We start from the raw sequence: 1,619 nt of genomic DNA on the forward strand, positions 1-1,619 counted from the left end.
GGCCCTGTCTCACATTCGGTGGTAACGCAGTGTGGGGCTATCCGAGGAGGATGCGGTGGCGGAGGAGGGTGAAGCCCGCTCTGCCGTACATCTGCCTGGCGATCAGCTTGGTCTTCGTGTTCACACCCTCGGTGGGTCCATTGCTGTAGGGGAGGGTGAGCCCGGCGGCGACGGCGTCGTGGTCCTGGTCGAGGCCGTTGAGAAACGGGGCCAGCTCGGGCAGGGATGCCTCGCGTACGTCCTTCGTCCAGGAGTCGAGTTCCGGGCCGCGGCGCTCGGTCAGGAGCTGCGCGAATTCGCGCACGAGTCGGGCCAGGGCGGTCATCTCGGGGCAGGCGGCGAGGAGTTCGCCGAGGTGAGCGCGGCGCTTGTCGGGCAGGTTCTCGGGTCGGGTCATGATCCAGGAGGTGAGGCGACGTGGTGAGGGCATGATCCGGTCGCCCTCGTGGCGGCCCTGGTTGAGGTACTTGTGGAGAAGGTTGAGGCTGCCGGAGTAGCCGAGTTCCCGGATTTCCTCGAAGAGGTGCTTGACGGGCACGCCAGGCTCCTCGGTGCGGCGTCGGTGCAGATGGTTGCGGTAGGGGTCGACGAGGCAGGCGCGGTACTGGGGCGGGCGGCGCAGCCGGTCGGGCTCGGCCACGCGGGCGTACCGCTTGACGGTGTTCAGCGACAGGCTCAGCCGACGGGCGCAGTCCAGCAGTCCCACGCCGTTGTCGAGCAGGTCGTGGACGGCATGCCAGCGTTGGAGGGTGGTGCGCTCGCGGGTGAGTTCTCGCCGTTTCGGTCCGGCTTTCGCCCAGCAGCCGCTGTGCGCCGCCACTGCCTTCTCGACTGCCCGGGCCAGGCCGTGCCACAGATGCCACCGATCGCTGACCTGCGTCGCTTGGGGCAGAGCGCGGCGGATCGCCTCGGCATAGGTCGCGGAGCCGTCGCGGCACACGATCTCGACGCCCGGATGGGCGCGCAGCCACTCCTCCAAGGTGTCGGCCTTACGGTCGGGCAGCACGTCGATCCGCTCGTGGGTCTCGGCATCGATCAGCACGGTGGCATAGCGGTGACGCCGGCGCAGAGCGAAGTCATCGACACCGATCACGCGGGGCACCCTCGGTCTGGGCAGCGGGACGCGCAGCAGGGCACGCAGAGCGGTGTGACGCGACACGCGCACCGCCAGTACCGCCAGCAGACGCGCCCCCGCCCGACCCGCTAACTCCTTCACCACCGCCTTGACCTGCCTCGTCAGACGCGCAGTGCGCCGCTGGTACCGCTCCAGCACCCCGGGCACTTGTTCACGGAAGGTGTGGCGGCAGCCGGGTGTGGGACACACCAGGCGCCTCACCCGCACCCGGACCACCACACGCCGGCCGTCCACCGACACATCCGCCACTGTCCGCAGGTGATAGCCGTGCACACGCCCGGACAACGCCCCACAGCCCGGACACGGCACCAGCTCCTCCGACGTCCGCGCCCGCACCAGAATCCGCACTCCCTCGTCGGCCACGTCCTCGACGACCAGCGGCGACAGCCCCGAAAACACCACATCTACAAGCTCATTGACATCACGCACTCCATGTCAACGACGCCCCTTCACCCTGCGTTACCACCGAATGTGAGACAGGGCC

At 68.9% G+C, this 1,619-nt stretch carries 1 protein-coding gene; it reads right to left on the minus strand.

Going from position 1 to position 1,619, the window contains the following annotated elements; all coding sequences use genetic code 11:
• Positions 1-37 precede the first annotated feature (37 nt).
• Entirely contained in the window at positions 38-1,564 is a 1,527-nt protein-coding gene (locus ACZ3H8_RS40810) for an ISL3 family transposase (RefSeq protein WP_467410443.1), read from the minus strand.
• Positions 1,565-1,619 lie beyond the last annotated feature (55 nt).

The sequence above is a fragment of the Streptomyces sp. NPDC002868 genome, from assembly GCF_055563295.1.